Raw genomic sequence first — 16,423 nt, 5'->3', positions numbered from 1 at the left:
CAGGCAACGCAGCAAAGTATGGGCCGCCATACCCTTAGTACAAAACAATCCATGCAATCAGGCGGAAGGTATAGCAATATGCCTTTCGCATGCTTATATTTAGTAACTGATAAGAAGATGGAAACGACCACACAACGCTCAGTTTTGGTATCGGCGATGCTGGCTGAGCACTATCCGCAGGTAAAGGAAATCTACGAACGGGGTATGGCTACCAACAACGCCACCTTGGAGACAAAAGCGCCCGAGTGGGCGGAGTGGGATGCGAAACACCTGAAAAGCTGCCGTTTTGTAGCCACTGTGGAAGGACGCGTGGTGGGCTGGGCGGCGCTCTCGCCGGTATCGGGGAGGTGTGTGTATGGCGGGGTGGCCGAGGACAGTGTTTACGTACACCCTGATTCTATGGGGCAGGGAATAGGCAAGCGGCTTTTGCAGGAGCTGGTTCCAGCTTCTGAGCAGGCTGGAATCTGGATGCTGCAGGCCCACATTCTGGTAGAGAACACCGCAAGTATAAAGTTGCATGCCCAGTGCGGCTTCCGAACGGTTGGCGTGCGTGAGCGCCTGGGGCAGTTACACGGGCAGTGGCGCGACACTTGCCTGATGGAGAGAAGAAGTAACTTAGTAGGTGTATAAGTATGGAAAAGTGCTGTACCAGTCCTATCGTCAGCAAGCCGGATGACAGTTGCGCGGCTGTGGCCCCTGTTTTCCTGGAGTATGAGGCCCAACTGAAAGGCTTTGTGCAGAAACGGGTAAAAGACAAAGCCGAGGCCGATGACATTCTGCAGCAACTCTACCTGAAGCTTTACAAGAACTGTGAACAGTTGGAGGAAGTAAACAACCTGAAAGCGTGGCTTTATCAGGTGACGCGAAACACTGTACTAGATTTTTACAGGAGTACTGCCCGCAGGCAATCCTTAAACCCTGAAGTAGAAATGCACGAGCCAGAGGAACTGCCCGAAAAAGCACGGCAGGACGTGGAGGCGCTGGTGGAGCCGTTGATAAACCTTCTTCCAATCGAATACGCCGAAGCCTTGCGCCTAAGTGAACTCGAAGGAATGAGCCAGAAAGAGGTGGCGGCACGGCTGGGTATCTCTTATTCAGGAGCGAAATCCCGGGTGCAACGTGGCCGTGAAAAGCTTAAGCAGCTGTTCCTGGAGTGCTGCCATTTAGAGTTTGGCCACCAGGGGCAGGTACTGAGCGCAGCTGTGAAAGACAGTTGCAAGGCAGTAATAACTTCTCCTTCCTCCGAAGGTGGAATTTCGTAGGGCCGGGTCGCGACCTGTCCCTACGAAACGCTTGGACAAACTATAATCAGAACTGATACCGCGCCTGCACCTTCACATCCGATCTTCTGGGGCCTGTTATCAAATCCAACCCTGACCCAATGGTATCCTGGTTGCGGTAATGGGTGATGCCATACTTTACCCATACATCCAAATGGCGCGTAGGGCGCAACTGCAGCAGGGCGTAGAGGCGCGTGCCCTTGCCGCTGAAAGCCGGTATGGAGAAAGCGTACAGCACATCGCGCTCATAGGCGTATTGGCGGGTGTTGTAGCTGTCGGTGTCGAAAATAGCGTAGCGGGTGCTGAGGCGTACTTTGTCAAAGGTTAAGTTGATGTCCTGCGCGATGAGGTAGCCCGTTTGCTGCGGTGACTCCTGCGCATAGGTACTGAACTGCACCCGCGATTTCAGGTTGAGCGTTTTGGTGGGCGAGGTCTCGAAGTATAGCAGGTAATTACGCCGCTCGGCCTGCGCCACAAAGTCCACAGGCGTGGTGTTTGCAGCCATGTTTCGGCCTTTGCTTTCGTGCCGCACCTGGGCGTACAGGCTACTTTGGCGGTTAGGTTTGAAGTATAGGCGCACCAGGTATTCATCTCCACGCGAAGGGGCATCCACCAGGTAACGAAGCCACGGAAACGAGAACCTGTCGTAGTAGGCGGTAATTTCCCACTTGGGCATTGGCTTTATTTTGATGCCGGTATAGAAGCCCTGCTCGTTTATGTTGCGCGTGCTTTCGCCAAAGGCACCGCCGTAAAAGGAATGAAAATTACGGGCATAATAGCGGTACAGCAGCGACATTTCCACCTTGTTCGATAGATTTGCGATCAGTCCGTTCACGCTCCCGATGCCGCCGCTTTTGCTCAGCGCCGTCTCCCCGAACACGTAGTAGTTCTGCCAGGTGTAGCTGTAGTTCGCGCCAAGGTTATAATTGTCGGTGCCGCTAAACTCGAAGCGCTGGTAGGGAGCGCCTGCTTTTTGAATTCGGGAACTGTAGTGGGTGGCAAGCGCCGTAACGCCTACCTGCAGTGTTTTATCTACCGATTGGTACTGCGCACTGGTCCCGTACACCTGCTCCCGCACCTGGCCTTTGTTCGCCAACTCGGTGGGTGTGCGGTGAAAGCCGGTAGTTTGCACGCCGCTGAAAAATTGCTCATCAGCAAGCAGGGTGTCCAGCTGAGACCGCAGGCTAGCGTCTACACGTTTGTTTGAGTAGAAGCCGGTGATGTCTATCTTGCCCGCATCGTACGTCACTGCCCCGCCACGCAGAAAGGCATACTCCAGCACTGAGTTGTAGGGACGGATGCCGAGGTTAGGCCTGCTGACAGTCGTAATAGTTTCGCTGCCCTTGCCCACGCTGTAGCCCGAAGAGAGCAGCAGGCCCTGCCCGATCTGCAGCTGGTAATCACCCAGGGCAATCGTTTTAAAGCGGCCCTTGTTGTAGAGCTGCAGGTGCATCGTATAATAGTCGAAGCCATAGCGGCGGGTACCAGGGCTCCAGGTAAAAGCCTCACCGGCGTCTTTCTCGGCTGTCAGGCCAAAGCTGTAGTCGCGGGCGTGGCTGATGCGGTAGCGCAGGTACAGTTTATCAGGGGAGCCGAGGTAGCGCGTCCTGGAGCGACTGGTGTCGATGGGGGTGTAGCCTCTGCGCTGTTGCAGCGTGCGCTCGTACCGCAGGATCAGTGCGTTGTTGTCTTCGCCCACCACCCGCTGCCACAGCGGCCGAGTATCCGCCTGTAACTCGGCATCTGCCACCCGGACAAACGGCAGCAACTGGTTAATAGTGAGCCTGTCGAAGCCGGGAATGGCCTGCAGCTCGTAGATGCTTAGCAAGTCGCCGTTCTCCTGCAGGTAGGTAAAGAATGAGACAATCTGCGGGCGGGAGAGCAGGTATAGTGACGCCAGTTCTTCGGGTGTGGTGCGGTTGAGGTCGATGGGGCGCTGGTAGTACTGAAACAGCGTTTCGTACAGGTCTTCGTAGGACACGTTTTCATCGTCCTGCTCAGCGAACAGCTCCTGCACCAGCAGGTCCAGGTCGATGGGCTGTCGCGGAAAGTCCTGTGCCAATAGTGGCAGCAAAGTTATCCACGCAAACCAACTCAAGAGAAACCTACGTACCATACAAGCAGGAGAATAGTGACATCAAGGTATTTTCATACTTAAACTAACCTTTAAAGTTCAATTTAATCTTCTTATGGGGCTACTTCACCTTCTCGCGGTTATACTTGTCATTTCTGCCTTCTTTGCATACATCAACAAAAAATACACAAAGCTACCGAACCCCATTGGTTTGCTGCTGCTGTCGCTGGTGGTGCAGGGGCTAATCCTTGAGCCGTTTATAAAGCAGGTTTCAGCAAAAGTAGCTGCAGCTCCTGAACCGCTAAAGAGCCAGCATCAGCGCTGGAGCGAGTAGGAAACGGAGAGGTGGTGGCTAATGCCGATAGGGGTAGTGGAGCCGAAGGCGTAATCTACCTGCAGCTGCCTTGCCCGAAAGCCGGCGCCAAACGTGAGGCTGCTGGTAAGCGTGCTGATACCGGTGCGAAGTATGAATTTCTCCTTCAGCAGCTCATAGGCGACACCCGCTTTGAAGTCAGCTTTATGATCTATGTTTTTCTCTGTTTCTGCCGCAAGCATGAGCCTGGCAGTCGGGCGGTAGGAGAGGCCGGCTTTCATGATGGTAGGCAGGCGCTCGTCTTCAAAAGAGGCTAGCTTGGCCTGGTTCAGGTTATAGGCGAAGGCCCCGAAGTATAAGTCCGGTATAATCTCACCCATTCCACCCACCGAAATCGCCACCGCTTTCTGACTGCCATAACCTTCAACAGCCACTTGCCAAACATCGGCCTTGGCCCCCAAACTGAACTGACCAAGCTTGTGGGCCACTCCAAATCCGGCATGTTGCTGGTTGAAAAGCGCATCTCCAAACCTGCTGAAGCTAAGGCCGTAGGTGCCGTACTGCTGCGTGGGGTAAACAGCCTGCAAGGCCACCGTGGTAAAGGCGCTTTCGCCAAACCTGTTTTCGACATACACCCCAGCAGTTGGGTGCTCCAGAAAAGCCATTCCGGCGGGGTTGTTGCCCAATGCCCACACATCCTGAAGCGTTACCGCTGCCCCGCCCATACCTGCTGCCCGCGCCCCGAAATTGCACAGTTGCTGCGCCTGCACCTGGCTGGTACAAAAAAGCATTAGCAGAAGTATAAATGCGTAGTTTGTCTGCATAGAAGAAAAGCAACTGTACCTGTATGCCTATGGCAAAGCTGTAAGGCACAGGCAGTTTTTGCTTCTACGAAAGTATAGCTATAATGATATTTTATTTTGCTATTCGGTGGTTGTGCCCGTCTGTAACTATACAGCTTTTAAAAAAAATGGGGTAGCGGGTGTAAAAAGAAGGGCTGCACCTCGCGCAGCCCCTGAAGTCTCGTAGTTACACTTGTAGGTTACTCCACGGTCAGTTCATCCACCATGAGCCAGGCTTTCTGTCCGGCAGAAGGATATTTCTCCGGACTCTTTCCCACATTGCGGGCGATTACCTTGATGTAGCGTGCTTTGGTGGCCGGGATTTCGGCTACCACGGCTTTGCGCAATATGCCCTCTTCCTGGTTTGGACTTTCGATCACCTTCACCGTTCTGAAGTTCCTGCCATCTTCCGAAACCGCATAGGTTACCTGCGTGGGCAGAAACACGCGGTAGCCGATGTGCTGGAAATAAGAGCTACTGATCTTGCTGACAGGCTGCACCTGCTGCAGGTCGATCACCGCCTCCAGGTCGGTGCCGAGCAGGCCGAGCCACTGGCCGTCGTATTGGTCGGTGGTGCCGTGGAGGCCGTTTACAAGTATGGCGGGCGCCGCAAAGCTGGCGTGCGGCGCGTTTTTCAAGGTTATCTTTTGGTTTAGGGCTTTCGTAGCGTCGAATACTTCTGTAGTAACCTGTCCTACCAGTTTTTCATCCACAAAAGAACCTGCTTTTATCACAGTGGCTTTTTCTACTTCAAACGGCTTGTTATACTTCTGAGATTTGGCCGTCGGTGTGGAGCCGTCTACGGTGTAGTACATGTCTGTGCCGGCTGCGTCTGTCTCGAACGTTACTTTGGCGGTGTTGCGCTTCGGGTCTAACTTTAACTGCTGGCGTACCTGGTAGGCGCTTTTGGCGTAATTCAGGCCCATGGCGTCGTAGCGTTGGTACTGCTGCTGCATGCGCTGCTTAAAATCATCCCAGTTCTTGCGTTTTGCCGGTGTCCACAGTACTTCCGAGAGGGCGGCGATGCGCGGGAAAACCATATACTGCACATGCTCTTCCGTCGGAATATATTCTGTCCACACGTTGGCTTGCGCGCCCAATATGTACTTTTGCTCGGCTTTGGTGAGTTCTGCTGGCGTGGGCTCAAAGGCATAAACTTTCGACAGTGGGCTGTAGCCGTGAATGGCAGTTGGTTCGAGTTCACGGTCGCCCTGGTAATGGTCGAAGTATAGGTGCGTGCCCGGTGTCATCACCACATTGTGCTTTTGCCTGGCCGCTTCAATGCCGCCCTTGGTGCCGCGCCACGACATAACGGTGGCATTCGGTGCCAGGCCACCCTCCAGAATTTCATCCCACCCGATGATCTGACGGCCCCTGGCGTTTACAAATTTCTCCATGCGCTGCACAAAATAGCTTTGCAGTTCGTGCTCGTCTTTCAGGCCTTCCTGCGCCATGCGCTGCTGGCACTTAGGGCATTCCTTCCAGCGGTCCTTTGGACTTTCATCGCCCCCGATGTGGATATACTCGCTCGGGAACAGCGCCATAACCTCCGTGAGCACGTTCTCGAGGAAGGTGAACGTCTGCTCATTGCCGGCGCAGAACACGTCTTTGAAAATGCCCCACTTGGACTCCACATGGAAAGGGCCGCCGGTGCAGGAAAGCTCAGGGTAAGCAGCGAGTGCGGCTACCGCATGGCCCGGCATCTCAATCTCAGGCACCACGGTAATATAGCGCTCCTGCGCATACTTCACCACTTCCTTTATTTGCTCCTGGGTATAGAAGCCGCCGTGACGCTTGTCGTCGTAAGTCTGGGGCAGGTCCCAGTAATGGCCGATGAGCGTGCTGTCGCGCCAGGCCCCTACCTCGGTTAGTTTTGGGTATTTTTTAATCTCAATACGCCAACCCTGGTCGTCGGTCAGGTGCCAATGGAAGGTGTTCAGCTTGTGCATGGCCAGGTAATCGATGTACTCCTTTACGAACGCCACCGGAAAGAAATGCCGCACCACATCCAGGTGCATACCGCGCCATTCGTAGCGGGGCTTGTCGGCAATGCTCACTGCCGGAATGGCTACAGGCGCGGTGTTAGAACCTGGCGGCAAAAGTTGCTTCAGCGTCTGCGTGCCCCAAAAGAGACCGTTTGGCTGGTTAGCAGCAAGCATGATTTTGTCGGGAGATACCTCCAAGGTATATCCTTCCTTGCCAAGCGTGTCGGGGGTGGAGGTGAGGGTGAGTTGGATGCTGTTTTTTGAATTGGCAGGCGCTCTTTTTTGCAGTACCTGTGGCTGCACGGCTGTGGCCGTTTTTATACTTGAAGCCAGCTTTTCGGCGATGCCTTGCAGTTCGGCATTATCGGCTGGCACATAAATTTTTGTATCATTATTAAGTATAAACTGCCCGCTTTTTTGGGTGAGGTGCTGAGGTTTCGGAATAATGGAAACAGGAGCCGCTTCTTTTGGCTCCTGTGCAAAGGTGCAGCCGGCATGCAGCAGCAGGAAAAAACTGGATAGCAGGTATAGTACAGTAGATGATTTCATGCAAGGGGAAGAGGGTGGTTAGGACATCAAGGATAGCAATTATTGTGCAGAAATGCCAACAGGAAAGACTTTGGCTTGTGTCTAAAGACTTGGCAGCGTACGCAGCCCCTGCGAGCGTCTGATTCAGTTAGCGTCCGAAGTTTCGTTGCTTCAAAGCTTTTCGGTAAACAATAGGTATTTCACTTTAAGCCCTGAATTGGTTAACATTGCACCTGTTTTATACTTGCTTTAACTTTAAAAGCACGCTGTGACCTTAGCTGATAAGATTATAACCGGCAGAAAAAGCAAAGGCTTTTCGCAGGAAGAGCTGGCAGAGCGTGCGAAGGTGAGTCTACGAACCATCCAGCGCATAGAAAAGGGCGACAGCGTGCCCAGAGGGTACACTTTGCAGGCCATTGCTGGAGCCTTAGGCAGGCCGGTAGAGGACTTTGCTGCGTTTGCAACGGAGCCGCCTGAAGTTGTGGCAGAAGAAACTAACATACACGTAGCTGCTGTAGCCCAGGACGACGTTACCGCGTACCTGCAACTCATCAACCTCTCTGCCTTGAGTTACCTGGTGCTCCCGTACCTGAACCTGATTATCCCGATTGTGCTCTGGCGAAAGAAGCGGCGTGAACTGGAAATTGATGCCGTCAGCAAGAAGATCATAAACTTTCAGCTACTCTGGACAGTGGCACTGCATGTGTCCCTGCTGCTCATGCTGGTCTTCCAACTGCTGCTGGCCTACTACTTTAAAACCAAACCCGGGCCAGGTATACTGATCGTGTTCTTTATCATGTACCTGCTTAACGCACCCGTCATTATTGCGGCCTCTCTTAAGCTGAAAAAAGTAAGAACAGACGTTTACCCTTTCGGACTGAACATCTTTTAAACGCCGTGTGAAGTATAAAAGCTGCTTTAACGCCTGCAAAAGGCCTTTGGCGTAAGAATGTCGTAAAGGTGGCGTAAGCGCGGCACAAGCAGCCTGCCCGCAAATGTGTACCATTGCTAAAACGAAATCAACGCCGTAGCACACACATGAAACGCTTCAGAAACGTCTGCCTTTCCCTTTTAGCACTCTTCATACTTAGCAGCGCCGGAGGTTATTTATACTTCAAGCGCGCATTCAAAGCGCCGCTCAACCAACTGGTAATTCCGGAGGGAGCGTACCAGGTTCCTTTCATTTGGAAAGCAGATTCGCTAAACGGCAAGGCTAGCCCAAATGCTGCCATGCTCCTGCCTGTGACTGTGCCAGGCTGCTCTAAAATCTTTTACATGCAGTTCGATTTAGGAGCACCCTATTCCCTGGTTTATAAAGGAAAGCTGAAAGCGATCGCCGAGCGGACTTCAGGTGTAACTATTCAGGAAACTGAAAGTGGCGCTGTACTGAAGGATTTTAGGTTTAAGGTGGGAAGCATGGACATTCGTGCCGAAGAAGTCAACGTGCTGGCTTATGGCAACGAAACTATTAACTGGGCAGACACGGCAAGTATAGACATCATCGGTACCCTCGGCGCTGACGTGATAGATAGAAAAGTGCTGGTGCTGAACTACCCGCAGGCGCTCATGCAATTTAGCGATGAAGTACCGACTGCTATAGCCGCAGAAGCCGTATTTACGACACTTGCCTTTGAGGAAAGAAGAGTAATTATACCTGCCGTCATCAACCAAAAGGAAACGCAGGTGCTGTTCGATAGTGGCTCAAGTGCGTTTGAACTGCTGACAGATAGAGAAACCTGGCTGGAACTCGCTAAAAATAAAGCAGCTGAAAGTATAACTGCTGTTAACTCCTGGGGTAACACACTCACCGTGCACAGTATTGCATCCGACAAAAACATCAACTTTGGCCAAACAGCCTTGCCGCTTCGAAACGTGCACTACATTGATGGAACAACCTTTATGCAGCGAACGCTGATGCAGTTTTCGGGTATGGCCGGAATGGTGGGCAACACACTGTTTCTGGGCAAAGTGATCGTGCTGGATACGAAGCACCGTCGGTTTGGAATTGTAAAGTAGGCTCCATTTGCTTCTAAAGACCTCGCTGCTCCTGCGAGTGCCTAACTGTAATAGCGGCTGCAGCAGAAATATAAAGCATACTATTCTGGCCGCCGGTATTGTATCCAACTGTCCTTCCTTGTCTAAGGAGGGGAATGAATTGGGTAAAAGCAAAACAGGCGCTGGAGATATCCCCAGCGCCTGTTTCTATACTTTAGAAAAGCGGTTGCTTAGTCTTTAATCTGAAGTTTTACCTTCACATCGCCTTTCTTCTTCTCTACTTTAAACTCTTTTTTGCCGTTCTGCAGGTTTTGCTCTGCCTCGGTAACTACCGCGTTCAGCAGTTCGGCCTGCGTTGTTTTGGCTTCAGCCTTGGCTGCGTCACCGGCTCCCGGGCTGTTGCCGTCCACAATCGTCATCTCGTTGATCAGGTTCTGCGCACCTGCATACTTGTCGATGAGGAACAGCAGGTAGCGCGAGTCCATGTTGATGCAACGCTTGTAATCCGGATCGTAAACCAGGTCACCCGTCATGGCTTCCCAGTTACCGTCAAAGGCCAGGCCGATCAATTCTCCTTTGCCGTTGATCACCGGAGAACCGGAGTTACCGCCCGTGATGTCGTTGTTGGTGATGAAGTCGGTTACCAGCTCGCCTTTAGAGTTAGCGTAACGGCCGTAGTCTTTGGCCTCGTACAACTGCTTCAGTTTAGCCGGCACCACAAACTCTTCGTTGTTCGGATCTTCTTTGGCCATCACACCATCCAGCGTCGTATAGTAGTTGTACAACACGCCATCCTGTGGGCTGTAATCCTGCACCGTTCCGTAGCTTAGGCGAATGGTAGAGTTAGCATCCGGGTAATACGTTTTGTCCGGGTTCATCAGGCGCAGGCCAGCCACGTACAGGCGGTTTGCCTTGTCCAGCTTCGCATTGCTCTCTGCCAGTTTAGGCGCAATGTTGTTTCTGTAGTTCTCGATGATGGAGTTCACAATCTGGAAAGCCGGGTCGTTCTCCAGCGTCTTCTGCGTTGGGTTCTTCAGGAAGTTGTTCAGCTTCTGCTGATCCACCACCACGGAGTTGTTGTACACATGGTCGGCCAGCTTCTCAAAGTTGCCGTTATACTTCTTCACCATGCTCTTGAACGCCTCTGGCTGCTGGTCTTTGGCGATGTCCTCGTAGTAGTACTTCATCATAGCCGTAAACACTTTCTTGTCGGCGGGCTTGTAGTAGTCCTTGAAGAAGCCATCAGCACGCGACTGCAGGTCCTTTGCGGCTGCCTGTGCGGCCTCCTTGTTGCCTGCTTTCAGGGCGTTGTAAAGCGGGGCCATGCGGTACGCCATCAACAACGATTCTGTGCCCAGTACTGCCTCGTTCAGGTAAACAGTGCCCAGGTTATACTTCTCAATATTCTTGTAGGCCTCGTTAATGTCGCTTAGCACGTTACCGTAAGTAGCTTTGCGCGATGGATCGTTTGCCCAGTTCTGGAACTTGTCTTCGTCCACGATCTTGCCCTCGATGGTGCGCATGCGTTTGATGCCTTCGTTCTGGCCGATGGAGTACTTGTAGTAGTTAGAGGTGGAGGCGTACTTAGACGCATACTTGATGCGGGTATCGGCGCTCTTGTCCATTTCCTCTTTCCACAGGTTCAGCTTGTCCTCGCGCAGTTTTATGCGGGATTTGTTCAGCTGGTTAACCTCCAGTTTCAGACCGTGCGAGGTCATAAAACGCTTGGTGCGGCCAGGGAAACCGAATACCATGGTGAAGTCGCCCGGGTCTTTGTCGCCAATGTTGATGGGCAGGTGGTGCTTTGGCTTGAACGGAACGTTGTTCTTGCTGTAAGCAGCCGGCGAGCCGTCGGGCGCCATGTACACGCGGAACATGGAGAAGTCGCCGGTGTGGCGTGGCCACATCCAGTTGTCAGTGTCGCCACCGAACTTGCCGATAGATGAAGGCGGTGCTCCCACCAGGCGCACATCGTTGTAGCGGTTGTAGGCGAACAGGTAAAATTCGTTGCCGTTAAAGAAATCGCGCACATACGTTACGTACTTGCCGTTTTCAGAGGCTTCTTTAGCAAGCGCCTGCGTGCGCTGTGCAATCAGCTGGGCACGCTGCTCTTCCGGTGTGTTGCTGTCAATGCCCTCCAGCACTTTGCCGGTCACATCGTCCATGTGGTGCAGGATGTCCACAAAAAGGCCTTCGTTCGGTAACTCCTGCTCCTTAGAGGTTGCCCAGAAACCATCCGTCAAATAATCGTTCTGTGGCGTGGAGTGCGACTGAATCTGGCCGTAACCGCAGTGGTGGTTAGTGAGCAGCAGGCCCTCGGGCGAGATGAACTCCCCGGTACAGAAACCGCCGAACTGCACGATGGCGTCTTTCAGGCTGGAGTTGTTAACAGAGTAAATTTCTTCGGCAGTCAGCTGCAGGCCCTGCTTCTGCATGTCTGTATGGTTCAGACGCTTGATGAGCATCGGCAGCCACATACCTTCGTCTGCCTTGGCCGAGAACGGCGCTACCAGCGAGACTAAAAGTAAGAGGGAAAGGATTCTTTTTAACATGTAGATTTGTTTAGGTGAATTAAACTAAGAGTATGTTTAAATTTCGTTTTTGTTAGCGAAACTTGATCAGAAAGGGTTCTGGCGAAACAGCTTTTGAGCCGCATAGCAGCGCTATGGGGCGGTAAAACTGTAAAGTCAGGTTCCTTAATGAGCAAATTGCGGCGCAAAGGATCAACTTTAAACGTACTCTAGTGCAAATTTAATAAATTATTACGGCACCTAACAGCTGTTAGGGTACTTTCGCTGTCGCAAAAACCAAACCATGACCTGGATTCTGAAGAAAATACTGCTGGCACTGGTGTGGATGTACCGGAACATGATCTCGCCCATCACCCCGGCTGCCTGCCGTTATACCCCCACCTGCTCGCAGTACGCCGTGGATGCCCTGAACAAGTATGGCCCTTTCAAAGGAGGCTGGATGGCGCTGAAGCGCATTGGCCGTTGCCACCCCTGGGGCGGCGGCGGATACGACCCTGTCAAGTAAGCGAAAAATATTCTTTGCTATATAGTGCGTTTAAGATGAACTAGCCTTGATTTGGTGCAGCTCCTGGAAATAAAAGGAAGAATGGGGTGATGCTTTCTGTATATTTTTCGTAAACTGCGTTTATACAGCTCCAATTACAGCCGCCTGTATTTTGTTTTACAAAAATGTAGGCAACATGACCAGCCATATTAAAGGGCCAGATGGCTCTTCCAGTACACAGATTTTGCTCAAAGATATTTTATATCTGGAAACGAAGCAGCTATGCTTTTTCGACCGGAAGATTTACAGCCTGTACGTCTACATAAAAGACAAAAAGGACCAATATTTTCACCTGTTTGTGTACAACGAGCCCACCGACGTAAAATTAGCCTACAAGCAACTCTCCGCTACCTTAGCGGCTGGCCTGGAGGAAGACCATGTAGTTGAATTCTCCTCAGTTGTGGTAGCTTAGGCGGCCTCTCTCCTCACATAATCACCCGCGGCAGGCACTATGCCCTGTTTCCAGCTCAAGGCTCTTGTTAGTAGTGGAAGCGGTACTGTAAGTATAAACTTTTCTTTGGTTTGTCTAAAATGAACCGCGTGTAGTTTGAAATTGCAGCATATTCTAAGCATATTTAGAAAGTCATATACTTTCTTACACAGCCGCTATGTTTCTCACTTTACTGTCTCACCAGGCGAAGGCCAGCCGACGTTCTTCTGTATTTCAGAAAAGCCTGGTCCTTAACATCATCATGGTCCTGCTGATCTTGTATTTCGGCGGAATATTCCTGCTGCTCGGCTTTACGCTGCACAAGATTCTGGCAGAGTTGTTTCCGGGGCAGTCGCCGGTGGTGCTGTTTAACGGAGCGCTACTGTTTTACTTCCTCCTCGACCTGTTTTTCCGTTTTCTGCTACAGGAACTGCCGGTACTCGCAGTGCAGCCTTACCTGCACCTGCCCATTAAAAAGAGCAAGCTGGTGCATTTTGTGCTGGTTAAGTCGCTGCCAAGCATGTTTAACCTCATCATGCTGCTGGTGTTCGTGCCGTTTATGATCTCCGCCGTTATACCGGCCTATGGTATTGGAGCGGCGCTCGCCTGGCTTTTTGCCCTCATCGCCCTTACGTTTTTCAACAACTTCCTGCTGATTTACTTCAAGCGGCAACTCAGCAGCAACTCCAAGCTCACGTTGCTGTTCGGGCTGGTGGTGATTGGGTTGTTTATAATCGATTATTTTGATGTGTTCTCGCTGCGGGCAGTCTCTGTGGCCGTTTTTGGGGCGGTGCTGGCGCAGCCGTGGCTGTTGGTGGCGCCAGTGCTGCTGCTGGTTGGCGCCTATTGGCTGAACTACCAGTTCCTGAAAGCCCATACCTACCCTGAGGAGCTGGCGGTGCGCGAGACAAAACGGGTGGAGGGCAAGGATATTGCCTTCCTGAACCGCTTCGGCGAGATAGGCAAGCTGATTGAGCTCGAACTGAAGCTGATCTGGCGACACAAGCGTTCTAAATCCGTGCTCACCATATCGGTGCTTTTCCTGTTTTACGGTTTCATTTTCTACCACGACGAGAAGTTTCTGAGCGGCTTTGCCATGCTCATCTTTGTGGGCATCGCGATGACGGGCATGCCCATGTTTAACTACGGGCAGTTTATACCAAGCTGGCAAAGCGGCCACTTCGATGCCCTGCTTACCCGGCGCATTTCGCCTTACCAGTTTTACGCCGCCAAATTCTGGATCTTCGTGCCGATCACAACCTTGGGTTATGTGCTGACGCTGCCTTACGGCTTAATCGATTACAAAATATTCCTGATCAACACAGCCGCCTTCCTCTTTACCATCGGGGTGAACGTGTTTGTGGTGTTCTTCTTCTCGGTGTACAACACCAGCCGGCTAGACCTTAGCAAGAGCTCTGCTTTTAACTGGCAGGGGGTAGGCGCCTCTAAGTTCCTGATGATGCTGCCCATGCTGCTGTTGCCTTTGCTGATCTTTGCTCCCTTCGGATTTATGGGCGTGCCCTACATGGGTATTGCGGCCATTGGGTTGCTGGGCCTGATCGGGTTTGTGTTTCAGAAGCAGCTGCTGCAGTGGTCGGCAAATCGGTTTGTGGCGCATAAGTATAAACTGGCAACAGGCTTCCGGCAAGCTTAGAAGGCTGGAGGTTTACAAGAATGAAAGCATTTTCTCGAGGTCCCGGCTTACCCGAATTACCGGGAAAAGCGGGCGAGTAAACGGCTGAAAGTAAATGATAAATCAAAAGTGTACATATTATAAAATCCCCCAAGGCAATGATAGAAGTACGAAACATTGAGAAAAGCTACAACGGCAAGGTTGTGGTGAACATACCGGCGCTAACTGTAAATGCTGGTGAGGCTGTAGGGCTGGTTGGCAACAACGGCGCAGGCAAAACCACGCTTTTCCGGATGGTGCTGGACCTGATCAGGCCGAGCAAAGGCGAAGTATTCCTGAAAGACGTGAACGTGGCGCAGTCGGAAGTATGGAAATCCTACACAGGCTCGCACCTGGATGATGGCTTCCTGATCGATTACCTGACAGCCGAGGAGTTCTTCAAGTTTATAGGCGATTTGCACGGCCTGACGGAGGGTGATATTACAGAGCGCCTGCTGCCGTTCATGGATTTCTTTAACGACGAGATACTGAACCAGCGCAAGTACATCCGCGATTTCTCGAAGGGAAACCAGAAGAAGATCGGGGTGGCCGCCGCTGCACTCTCTAACCCCGAGCTGCTTATCCTCGACGAGCCCTTTGCCAACCTCGACCCCAGTTCCCAGATCCGTTTGAAGAACCTGCTGCGCAACATGCGCGAGCAGAAGCGCATCACCATGTTTATCTCCAGCCACGACCTGAGCCACGTGATCGAAGTATGCGAGCGCATCGTGATCCTGGACAAAGGCCAACTGGTGCAGGACATGCAGACAAACGAAAACACACTTCGCGAACTCGAAACATACTTTACAGTTTAGTTTGGCAGAGAGTTTACGCCTTTGGTTGATTTATACTAAATAGTACGGGCGACACCTTTTTGCCGGTGCCGCGAAAAGGCAAGGACAGGTTTACGGACCCGCCCTTGCCTTTTTATGAAGATTATACGTGCTATACCGCGTGCTCTACCACGTGTTTCGCAGCTCGGTTATACTTCAGTACCATCATCTCATATATTACTTTAGCCCAGATCAGGATACACGGAACAGCTTTAATGACATAAGGCTCAAAGAATCCATCGCGTATAAACTTAGGAAAGACGTCTGTTGCAGCCAGGCCCGTGAACACAAAGGCTGCGACAAAGAGCGCCACGTTAAGTATAGTGCGCTCACTCCTCATGTACCACAGCGCTACACCAGTCATGGCAATGATAAAGGTTGGCGATTCTGCCTTGTGATTAAAAATAACTACCCAGATCAGGATAGATGTTAGGGCAAGGTACCGAAACGTATCAACGCCGTACTCCTTCAGCCTGACAAAAGGAATCATAAACACTAATGCGCCCAGAAGCACCACAACGTTCTTGTTGAACTCCAGGTTAAACCAGGTGTTCAGCCAGCCCATCACCGAAAAACCGTAGGAAGCGGAGTGGTCGTTGGCCAGCATCTCGCCGTACTGCGAAAATAGCCGCAGGTACTGCTCATAGCTCACGAACAGCAGCGGCACCAGGAAAAGCACGGCAGTCCAGAGGGTGGTGTAGAGGGCCATTTTCCACTTTTTAGGGTAAAGCAGGAACAGCGCAAAACCCACAATCCCAAACAGCTTGATGTAAGCCGAAAATACAATACACAGCGTGGCCAGCAGGTATTTACGTTTTTCGAGCAGGCCATAAGCCAGCACCAGCAAACCCGCAATCAGTGCGTTCGACTGTTCGTTCTGCATGGAGGTGAGCAGCTCCGCCAACACGATCAGCAGCACCAGCCCCTTCTGCAGGTTACTTAAACGTGGCAGGTAATAGATACCGAAGAGCAGCACAAGCGCATTGAGCAGGTTCCAAAGGCTAAGCCCCAGCCAATCCGGAAACATGGCGAACAGCCCGAAGAACACCGAAAAGGTAGGAGTATACTTGTAAAGGTCGCCGTGCTCCTGCGGGTAGGTAACGTAGAGGTTCTGGTTGTTTTTCAGGTGGTAAAACGACCGCTCAAAAATTGTGTAGTTATTGTATCGGTTGTACTCATACTCGATGCCCTTCTCCACATACGTCCTGTTGCTGCCGAAATACGACTGTAAGCTCGCGAACACCGCAAACACTGCGAAGATGATAATCAGATTCCTCTTATTTGCTACAAAGCGCTCAATACTAACTCTCATTGCTATTAACTGGATGGCACGCAGCCCTGGTAGATAAGGACAAACTTACGCTTTTTCAAGACTTCTGCAGCCGTTTGCGCGCCA

14 protein-coding genes are annotated in these 16,423 nt (G+C 51.8%); 9 read left to right on the top strand and 5 right to left on the bottom strand.

Going from position 1 to position 16,423, the window contains the following annotated elements:
* The first annotated feature begins 117 nt into the window (after positions 1 to 117).
* Together A0W33_RS04645 and sigZ are read left to right on the top strand one after the other, a co-directional pair.
* Entirely contained in the window at positions 118 to 630 is a 513-nt protein-coding gene (locus A0W33_RS04645; protein WP_068837082.1) for a GNAT family N-acetyltransferase, read from the top strand.
* A 2-nt stretch (positions 631 to 632) separates the two neighbouring features.
* Positions 633 to 1,262 carry an RNA polymerase sigma factor SigZ gene (gene sigZ / locus A0W33_RS04640; RefSeq protein ID WP_068837081.1) on the top strand — a complete coding sequence of 210 codons (630 nt, stop codon included), beginning with the start codon at positions 633 to 635 and terminating at the stop codon, positions 1,260 to 1,262.
* A gap of 46 nt (positions 1,263 to 1,308) precedes the next feature.
* Here the strand turns inward: sigZ and A0W33_RS04635 are convergent, their stop codons facing one another.
* Positions 1,309 to 3,354, bottom strand: coding sequence for a ComEA family DNA-binding protein (locus A0W33_RS04635; protein ID WP_229802235.1), 2,046 nt, complete (start codon positions 3,352 to 3,354; stop codon positions 1,309 to 1,311).
* Positions 3,355 to 3,469: 115 nt separating this feature from the next.
* On the opposite strand from A0W33_RS04635, the gene A0W33_RS04630 reads away from it, so the two are divergent.
* Complete coding sequence (locus A0W33_RS04630) at positions 3,470 to 3,688, top strand: hypothetical protein (protein ID WP_068837079.1); 219 nt, start codon at positions 3,470 to 3,472, stop codon at positions 3,686 to 3,688.
* On the opposite strand, the gene A0W33_RS04625 is transcribed toward A0W33_RS04630, so the two are convergent.
* Together A0W33_RS04625 and A0W33_RS04620 are read right to left on the bottom strand one after the other, a co-directional pair.
* Complete coding sequence (locus A0W33_RS04625; protein ID WP_068837078.1) at positions 3,670 to 4,491, bottom strand: PorV/PorQ family protein; 822 nt, start codon at positions 4,489 to 4,491, stop codon at positions 3,670 to 3,672. The two genes, A0W33_RS04630 and A0W33_RS04625, sit on opposite strands and share 19 nt — an antisense overlap.
* Before the next feature lie 218 nt (positions 4,492 to 4,709).
* Positions 4,710 to 7,043, bottom strand: coding sequence for a glycoside hydrolase family 20 protein (locus tag A0W33_RS04620; protein WP_068837077.1), 2,334 nt, complete (start codon positions 7,041 to 7,043; stop codon positions 4,710 to 4,712).
* Positions 7,044 to 7,290: 247 nt separating this feature from the next.
* Here A0W33_RS04620 and A0W33_RS20750 point away from each other — a divergent pair, with 247 nt between their 5' ends.
* Both A0W33_RS20750 and A0W33_RS04610 read left to right on the top strand, forming a co-directional pair.
* Entirely contained in the window at positions 7,291 to 7,914 is a 624-nt protein-coding gene (locus A0W33_RS20750) for a helix-turn-helix domain-containing protein (RefSeq protein WP_068837076.1), read from the top strand.
* 146 nt (positions 7,915 to 8,060) lie between these two features.
* Positions 8,061 to 9,038 (top strand): hypothetical protein, encoded by a 978-nt coding sequence (locus A0W33_RS04610; RefSeq protein WP_068837075.1) that lies wholly within the window; start codon positions 8,061 to 8,063, stop codon positions 9,036 to 9,038.
* A gap of 209 nt (positions 9,039 to 9,247) precedes the next feature.
* On the opposite strand, the gene A0W33_RS04605 is transcribed toward A0W33_RS04610, so the two are convergent.
* Positions 9,248 to 11,569, bottom strand: a complete 2,322-nt coding sequence (locus A0W33_RS04605) for a S46 family peptidase (RefSeq protein WP_229802236.1) — start codon at positions 11,567 to 11,569, stop codon at positions 9,248 to 9,250.
* A gap of 262 nt (positions 11,570 to 11,831) precedes the next feature.
* On the opposite strand from A0W33_RS04605, the gene yidD reads away from it, so the two are divergent.
* From yidD to A0W33_RS04585, 4 genes are all read left to right on the top strand, one after another.
* Entirely contained in the window at positions 11,832 to 12,053 is a 222-nt protein-coding gene (gene yidD, locus A0W33_RS04600) for a membrane protein insertion efficiency factor YidD (protein ID WP_068837074.1), read from the top strand.
* Positions 12,054 to 12,228: 175 nt separating this feature from the next.
* Complete coding sequence (locus tag A0W33_RS04595) at positions 12,229 to 12,504, top strand: hypothetical protein (protein WP_139237205.1); 276 nt, start codon at positions 12,229 to 12,231, stop codon at positions 12,502 to 12,504.
* Between the two features lie 196 nt (positions 12,505 to 12,700).
* A complete protein-coding gene (locus A0W33_RS04590; RefSeq protein ID WP_068837072.1) occupies positions 12,701 to 14,176 on the top strand; it encodes a DUF5687 family protein in 1,476 nt (491 codons plus the stop codon).
* A 137-nt stretch (positions 14,177 to 14,313) separates the two neighbouring features.
* Entirely contained in the window at positions 14,314 to 15,009 is a 696-nt protein-coding gene (locus A0W33_RS04585) for an ABC transporter ATP-binding protein (protein WP_068837071.1), read from the top strand.
* A gap of 130 nt (positions 15,010 to 15,139) precedes the next feature.
* Here the strand turns inward: A0W33_RS04585 and A0W33_RS04580 are convergent, their stop codons facing one another.
* On the bottom strand, positions 15,140 to 16,339 hold the full coding sequence (locus tag A0W33_RS04580) for a glycosyltransferase family 87 protein (protein WP_068837070.1): 1,200 nt from the start codon (positions 16,337 to 16,339) through the stop codon (positions 15,140 to 15,142).
* Between the last annotated feature and the right edge of the window lie 84 nt (positions 16,340 to 16,423).

Origin of the sequence: Pontibacter akesuensis, from assembly GCF_001611675.1 — a bacterium.
Taxonomy (GTDB): Bacteria; Bacteroidota; Bacteroidia; order Cytophagales; family Hymenobacteraceae; genus Pontibacter; species Pontibacter akesuensis.
This window is presented reverse-complemented; position numbering and strand designations above follow the sequence as displayed.

Coding starts and splice junctions, on each gene's coding strand:
- A0W33_RS04645 (WP_068837082.1), top strand. CDS start 118: ATGGAAACGACCACACAACGCTCAGTTTTGGTATCGGCGATGCTGGCT.
- sigZ (WP_068837081.1), top strand. CDS start 633: ATGGAAAAGTGCTGTACCAGTCCTATCGTCAGCAAGCCGGATGACAGT.
- A0W33_RS04630 (WP_068837079.1), top strand. CDS start 3,470: ATGGGGCTACTTCACCTTCTCGCGGTTATACTTGTCATTTCTGCCTTC.
- A0W33_RS04625 (WP_068837078.1), bottom strand. CDS start 4,491: ATGCAGACAAACTACGCATTTATACTTCTGCTAATGCTTTTTTGTACC.
- A0W33_RS04620 (WP_068837077.1), bottom strand. CDS start 7,043: ATGAAATCATCTACTGTACTATACCTGCTATCCAGTTTTTTCCTGCTG.
- A0W33_RS04610 (WP_068837075.1), top strand. CDS start 8,061: ATGAAACGCTTCAGAAACGTCTGCCTTTCCCTTTTAGCACTCTTCATA.
- A0W33_RS04605 (WP_229802236.1), bottom strand. CDS start 11,569: ATGTTAAAAAGAATCCTTTCCCTCTTACTTTTAGTCTCGCTGGTAGCG.
- yidD (WP_068837074.1), top strand. CDS start 11,832: ATGACCTGGATTCTGAAGAAAATACTGCTGGCACTGGTGTGGATGTAC.
- A0W33_RS04595 (WP_139237205.1), top strand. CDS start 12,229: ATGACCAGCCATATTAAAGGGCCAGATGGCTCTTCCAGTACACAGATT.
- A0W33_RS04590 (WP_068837072.1), top strand. CDS start 12,701: ATGTTTCTCACTTTACTGTCTCACCAGGCGAAGGCCAGCCGACGTTCT.
- A0W33_RS04585 (WP_068837071.1), top strand. CDS start 14,314: ATGATAGAAGTACGAAACATTGAGAAAAGCTACAACGGCAAGGTTGTG.
- A0W33_RS04580 (WP_068837070.1), bottom strand. CDS start 16,339: ATGAGAGTTAGTATTGAGCGCTTTGTAGCAAATAAGAGGAATCTGATT.